Below are 6,140 nucleotides of genomic sequence, written 5' to 3'. Positions count from 1 at the left end.
TGACAGACCCGGTCTACCCGGCACCGAAACGAACTTCGCTTTGTTCACGGACGACTACGTCGCTTCCCTACGGGCGCGGAGATCGTAAGGAAGTCTATGAACTGCGGCAGCGGCGCATTCTTGATCCGGATCGTCGTCTGATTGCGCGCCGAGAATGTGAGTACGAGCTTTTTCGCAGTGTTGAACAGGCGGTTGAAATGCCCAACATCGAGCGAGGCTTTGCAGACATCGAAAGCTTCATTTCGCGCGCACAGACCATCTTGCAGCGTCGAAAGGCGCGTCCGGGGCATTCTCTCGAACTCCACGCCCGTGAAATTTTCCTCGAAGAGCGGATGGTTGAAGGCACCGACTTCACGCATCAACCGGAATCGGATCCCGGCAAGAAGCCGGACTTTCTGTTTCCCTCGCAAGCGGCATACAAAGATCAGTCTTTCCCCGCCGACCGTCTTCGAATGCTTGCCGTAAAGACGACATGCCGCGATCGCTGGCGCCAGATACTCAACGAGGCCGACAGTATCCCGCGCAAGCATCTTCTCACGCTGCAGGAAGGTGTTTCGGAACCACAGTTTGCCGAGATGGTCAGGGCGGGGGTGCAACTCGTTGTGCCGTCCGGACTGGTCGGCAAGCTTCCCAAGGCAGTCAGGCCACATCTTCAAACCCTCACAGGCTTCATTGCAGAACTCAAGCGAGACGGCAGTTCGGGCTGAACTGCGAATCCCTTGACCCCACCCCCAAACCCGCCTAAGGGCGCGTCCTTCCACAGGTGCGGCCTCGCTGTGCCTATGGCTTGAGCTGAACATTGCCGGTGCGTCTGGGGTTTCCAGGTAATCCGTCAAAGTAACCCGGTGACGAAAGTTGCGGGTGGAGCGTTTCGGTTCGTGATTGCGTTTGGGGGAGTGGCCCAAGGGCTTAGGCTCGGCCACCTTCCCGGTCTGCGCATTTGCGGTGCCCGCATCCTTCACCTTCGGCCGAAGCGCCAGAACTACAGGTGAAGTTTTCACATGCCCACTATCAATCAGCTGGTCCGCAAGGGCCGCGAACCGCAGAAGGCCAAGTCCAAGGTCCCTGCGATGGAGCAGAACCCGCAGAAGCGCGGCGTCTGCACCCGCGTCTACACGACCACCCCGAAGAAGCCGAACTCGGCTCTCCGCAAGGTCGCCAAGATCCGCCTGACCAACAGCCGCGAAGTCATTTCGTACATCCCGGGTGAAGGCCACAACCTGCAGGAGCACTCGGTCGTGCTCATCCGCGGCGGCCGCGTTCGCGACCTTCCCGGCGTTCGCTACCACGTCCTGCGCGGCGTGCTCGATACGCAGGGCGTCAAGGACCGCAAGCAGTCCCGCTCGAAGTACGGCGCCAAGCGTCCGAAGTAATTAGGCCAAGGTCCGGCGCAGGACCGCTCCCCCTCCCGGCTACCCACCCTTGGGTAGGCTATGGGTGGCCGGGAGGGGGAGCGGGCCGGAGCCGAGAGCCTGCCGCGGATGCGGAAGGCTCACTCCGAAGGAGTACAAGATATGTCACGTCGTCGTCGTCCGGAAAAGCGGGTCATCCTGCCCGACCCGAAGTTCGGTGATCAGGTTCTGTCGAAGTTCATGAACAACCTCATGCTCGATGGTAAGAAGTCGGTTGCCGAAAGCATCGTCTATGGTGCGCTCGAAACCATGCAGACCCGTGCGAAGGCGGACCCGGTCCAGCTCTTCCACGATGCGCTGAACAACGTCCGTCCGCAGATCGAAGTGCGCTCGCGCCGCGTCGGTGGTGCGACCTACCAGGTCCCGGTCGAGGTTCGCCCCGAGCGTGCCCAGGCCCTCGCCATCCGCTGGCTGATCACGGCTGCGCGCAACCGCAGCGAGACCACGATGGCCGCGCGCCTCTCGGCCGAGCTGCTTGATGCTGCCAACAACCGTGGCAACGCCGTCAAGAAGCGTGAAGACACCCACCGCATGGCCGACGCCAACCGCGCGTTCAGCCACTACCGCTGGTAATTGCTGGCGGTAATTGCGGCCGTCTTTAAACGGTCACATCCGTAACCATATGGGCGGAGCCTCTCCGGCTCCCCCATAGACCCAAGGAATAGCACCATGGCACGCAGCCATCCGCTCGAGCGCTATCGCAATTTCGGCATCATGGCGCACATCGACGCCGGCAAGACGACGACGACCGAGCGCATCCTCTACTACACCGGCAAGTCCTACAAGATCGGCGAAGTCCATGACGGCGCCGCTACCATGGACTGGATGGAGCAGGAGCAGGAGCGCGGCATCACGATCACGTCGGCCGCCACCACCTGCTTCTGGCAGGACCACCGCCTGAACATCATCGACACCCCCGGCCACGTCGACTTCACGATCGAAGTCGAACGCTCGCTGCGCGTGCTCGACGGTGCCGTGGCCGCCTTCGACGGCGTCGCCGGCGTGGAACCCCAGTCGGAAACCGTCTGGCGCCAGGCCGACAAGTACAACGTCCCCCGCATGTGCTTCATCAACAAGCTCGACCGCACCGGCGCGAACTTCAAGTACTGCGTCCAGACGATCATCGACCGCCTTGGTGCTACGCCGGCGGTGTTGTACCTGCCCATCGGCGCGGAAAGCGATTTCAAGGGCCTCGTCGATCTTGTCGAACAGCGCGCGATCATCTGGAAGGATGAATCGCTCGGCGCCGAGTTCTTCTACGAGGAAATCCCGGCCGACATGGCCGATGAAGCCGCGCTGTATCGTTCGCAGCTCGTCGAACTCGCCGTCGAGCAGGACGACGAGGCGATGGAAGCGTACCTCGAGGGCAACGAGCCCGACGTGGCTACGCTCAAGAAGCTGATCCGCAAGGGTACGCTCGGCCAGGCCTTCGTGCCGGTGCTGTGCGGCTCGGCGTTCAAGAACAAGGGCGTTCAGTGCCTGCTCGACGCGGTGGTGGACTACCTGCCTTCGCCGCTCGACATCGAGGACGTGCAGGGCATCAACCCCGACACCGAAGAGCCCGACAGCCGTCCGACCGCGGACGACGCGCCGTTCTCGGCGCTGGCGTTCAAGATCATGAACGACCCGTTCGTCGGCTCCCTGACCTTCACCCGCATCTATTCGGGCACGCTGACCAAGGGCAGCTACCTGAACTCGGTGAAGGACAAGAAGGAGAAGGTCGGCCGCATGCTGCTGATGCACTCCAACAACCGTGAAGACATCGATGCGGCCTACGCCGGCGACATCGTTGCCATCGCGGGCCTGAAGGAGACGACCACGGGCGATACGCTCTGCTCGGAAAAGCACCCGATCATCCTCGAGCGCATGGAATTCCCCGAGCCGGTCATCGAGCTCTCGGTGGAACCCAAGACCAAGGCCGACCAGGAGAAGATGGGCATCGCGCTCAACCGTCTCTCGGCTGAGGACCCTTCGTTCCGCGTTTCGACCGATCACGAATCGGGCCAGACGATCATCAAGGGGATGGGCGAACTTCACCTCGAAATCCTTGTCGACCGCATGAAGCGCGAGTTCAAGGTCGAGGCGAACGTCGGTGCGCCGCAGGTGGCCTATCGCGAATACCTCGCCAAGCCGGTCGATCTTGACCACACCCACAAGAAGCAGTCGGGCGGCACCGGCCAGTTCGGTCGCGTCAAGGTCAAGGTGACGCCGGGCGAGCGTGGTTCGGGCTTCGTCTTCAAGGACGAGATCAAGGGCGGTAACATTCCCAAGGAATATATCCCCGCGATCGAAAAGGGCTTCCGCGAAACCGCGCTGACGGGCTCGCTGATCGGCTTCCCGATCATCGACTTCGAAGTCCTGCTTTATGACGGCGCGTACCACGACGTCGACTCGTCGGCCCTGGCCTTCGAAATCTGCGCCCGCGGTGCCATGCGCGAAGCCGCCCAGAAGGCCGGCATCAAGCTGCTCGAGCCGATCATGAAGGTCGAGGTGATCACGCCTGAGGAATACCTCGGTGACGTGATCGGCGACATCAACTCGCGTCGTGGCCAGATCCAGGGCACCGACAGCCGCGGCAACGCCCAGGCTGTTACCGCCATGGTCCCGCTGGCGAACATGTTCGGCTACGTGAACCAGCTGCGCTCGTTCACCCAGGGCCGTGCAAACTACTCGATGTTCTTCGACCACTACGACGAGGTCCCGGCGAACGTCGCGACCGAGCTCAAGGCGAAGCTTGCATAAGAGCACGGATAGCATTAGGGGCGGCGCTCGATTCAGCGGGTGCCGTCCATTTCCCGCAGTATCTGCACACATACGAAAAGAAGGTTTGAACAATGGCCAAGGCTAAGTTTGAGCGGACCAAGCCGCACTGCAATATCGGCACCATCGGTCACGTCGACCACGGCAAGACCACGCTGACCGCTGCCATCACCAAGGTTCTCGCTGAGACCGGTGGCGCAACGTTCACCGACTACGCGAACATCGACAAGGCTCCGGAAGAGCGCGAGCGCGGCATCACCATCTCGACCGCACACGTCGAGTACGAGACCGCCAACCGTCACTACGCGCACGTCGACTGCCCGGGTCACGCCGACTACGTCAAGAACATGATCACCGGTGCCGCCCAGATGGACGGCGCGATCCTGGTCGTGAACGCTGCTGACGGCCCGATGCCGCAGACCCGCGAACACATCCTGCTCGCCCGTCAGGTCGGCGTGCCGGCTCTGGTCGTGTACATGAACAAGGTCGACCAGGTCGACGACGAGGAAATCCTCGAGCTCGTCGAACTCGAAGTTCGCGAACTGCTGTCGTCGTACGACTTCCCGGGCGACGATATTCCGATCGTCAAGGGTTCGGCTCTGGCCGCTCTCGAAGGCCGCGACGACAACATCGGTCGCGATTCGATCAACGCGCTGATGGAAGCTGTCGACAGCTACATCCCGCAGCCGCCGCGTCCGACCGACAAGCCGTTCCTGATGCCGGTCGAAGACGTGTTCTCGATCTCGGGTCGTGGTACGGTTGTGACCGGCCGCGTCGAAACCGGTATCGTCAAGGTTGGTGAGGAAGTCGAGATCGTCGGCCTCAAGGACACCACCAAGACCACCGTCACCGGCGTCGAAATGTTCCGCAAGCTGCTCGACCAGGGTGAAGCCGGCGACAACATCGGTGCACTGGTTCGCGGCGTGAAGCGTGAAGACGTCGAGCGCGGCCAGGTCCTCTGCAAGCCCGGTTCGGTCAAGCCGCACACCGAGTTCTCGGCCGAGGTCTACGTGCTGTCGAAGGACGAAGGTGGCCGTCACACGCCGTTCTTCGCCAACTACCGCCCGCAGTTCTACTTCCGCACCACCGACGTGACCGGCGAAGTGATCCTCCCCGAGGGCACCGAGATGGTCATGCCTGGCGACAACGTCACGCTGTCGGTCAAGCTGATCGCTCCGATCGCCATGGACGAAGGTCTCCGCTTCGCAATTCGCGAAGGCGGCCGCACCGTCGGTTCGGGGGTTGTCAGCAAGATCACGAAGTAATATAGGCTTCCCGCCGGTCGGTTTCTTACTGACTGATCGCTATTGGACAGTCGGCCCGCTCTCCCCGAGCTTCGTAAAAGGGGTGGGGTAGAGGGCAGGTCGACTGGCTTTTTTGTTTTGCTCTTTCGCATCGGTAAACGGACATGGACGCCCAGAATATCCGCATTCGCCTCAAGGCCTTTGATCATCGTGTGCTCGACCAGGCCACTGGAGAAATTGCAGATACCGCCCGCCGCACCGGCGCGCTGATCCGGGGCCCCATTCCGCTCCCGACGCGCATCGAGAAGTTCACCGTGAACCGCGGTCCTCACATCGACAAGAAGTCGCGTGAGCAGTTCGAAGTTCGCACCTACAAGCGCCTGCTCGACATCGTGCAGCCCAATGCGGCCACTGTCGACGCGCTGATGAAGCTGGACCTCGCGGCCGGCGTCAACGTCGAGATCAAGCTGGCCTGAGGCCGCTGATCGAGCGAGCTGCCACGGCAGTGTCCGCTCCGGCCGGGTCGTCCGCATCGGCCCAAGGTTTCTGGCCGGACACGTTCCGGTCCAGACTTTCGCCAGGACTGAGGTCCGGTGAAAGGCCAGAGTTTCCGGGGTAACAAAAGCCTCGTTGACAATGGGATACCTCCGGCACCGTCCTTTTGGACCATGCCGGGCAAGCGTCCCCCGATTGCTCCCGTTCAGGCGGGGGCATTCAGCCCGGT

At 62.0% G+C, this 6,140-nt stretch carries 6 protein-coding genes; all 6 read left to right on the top strand.

Annotated elements, in window-relative coordinates; genetic code table 11:
* Positions 1-707, top strand: a 707-nt coding sequence (locus AX703_RS10680; RefSeq protein ID WP_231735486.1) for a type II restriction endonuclease, incomplete at its 5' end; no start/stop codon positions are given.
* 294 nt (positions 708-1,001) lie between these two features.
* Complete coding sequence (gene rpsL, locus AX703_RS10675; RefSeq protein ID WP_011444902.1) at positions 1,002-1,373, top strand: 30S ribosomal protein S12; 372 nt, start codon at positions 1,002-1,004, stop codon at positions 1,371-1,373.
* A gap of 141 nt (positions 1,374-1,514) precedes the next feature.
* Positions 1,515-1,985, top strand: a complete 471-nt coding sequence (gene rpsG, locus AX703_RS10670; RefSeq protein ID WP_039334380.1) for a 30S ribosomal protein S7 — start codon at positions 1,515-1,517, stop codon at positions 1,983-1,985.
* A gap of 96 nt (positions 1,986-2,081) precedes the next feature.
* A complete protein-coding gene (gene fusA, locus AX703_RS10665) occupies positions 2,082-4,154 on the top strand; it encodes an elongation factor G (RefSeq protein ID WP_039334378.1) in 2,073 nt (690 codons plus the stop codon).
* A 92-nt stretch (positions 4,155-4,246) separates the two neighbouring features.
* Positions 4,247-5,437 carry an elongation factor Tu gene (gene tuf, locus AX703_RS10660; RefSeq protein WP_039334376.1) on the top strand — a complete coding sequence of 397 codons (1,191 nt, stop codon included), beginning with the start codon at positions 4,247-4,249 and terminating at the stop codon, positions 5,435-5,437.
* Between the two features lie 143 nt (positions 5,438-5,580).
* Positions 5,581-5,892, top strand: a complete 312-nt coding sequence (rpsJ, locus tag AX703_RS10655) for a 30S ribosomal protein S10 (protein WP_039334374.1) — start codon at positions 5,581-5,583, stop codon at positions 5,890-5,892.
* Positions 5,893-6,140: the final 248 nt, after the last annotated feature.

It is taken from the genome of Novosphingobium sp. CCH12-A3 (assembly GCF_001556015.1).
Classification (GTDB): domain Bacteria; phylum Pseudomonadota; class Alphaproteobacteria; order Sphingomonadales; family Sphingomonadaceae; genus Novosphingobium; species Novosphingobium subterraneum.
The sequence above is the reverse complement of the archived record's forward strand: the minus strand, read 5'-3'. Positions and strand labels throughout refer to the sequence as shown.